Origin of the sequence: Bacillus sp. AFS002410 (assembly GCF_002556365.1) — a bacterium.
Classification (GTDB): Bacteria; Bacillota; Bacilli; order Bacillales; family Bacillaceae_G; genus Gottfriedia.
The window spans coordinates 1-241 of record NZ_NUEU01000056.1 but is presented as its reverse complement, the minus strand read 5'-3'; the positions used below and the strand labels follow the sequence as shown (position 1 = coordinate 241).

At 47.3% G+C, this 241-nt stretch carries 2 tRNA genes; both read left to right on the top strand.

The annotated features are described in order from the left end of the window. The first annotated feature begins 45 nt into the window (after positions 1-45). Positions 46-122: transfer RNA gene (locus CN692_RS19175), tRNA-Ile, on the top strand. Positions 123-140: 18 nt separating this feature from the next. Then, positions 141-216, top strand: a tRNA-Ala gene (locus tag CN692_RS19170). Positions 217-241: the final 25 nt, after the last annotated feature.

The window sequence follows — 241 nt, the reverse complement described above, 5'->3', positions numbered from 1 at the left end:
ATTGTTTTGTTTAGTTTTGAAGGATTATCCTTCATATATAGATATGGGCCTATAGCTCAGCTGGTTAGAGCGCACGCCTGATAAGCGTGAGGTCGATGGTTCGAGTCCATTTAGGCCCACCATATCTTTTTTTTATGTTCGGGGCCTTAGCTCAGCTGGGAGAGCGCCTGCCTTGCACGCAGGAGGTCAGCGGTTCGATCCCGCTAGGCTCCACCATTTTTATTTGTACCTTGAAAACTAG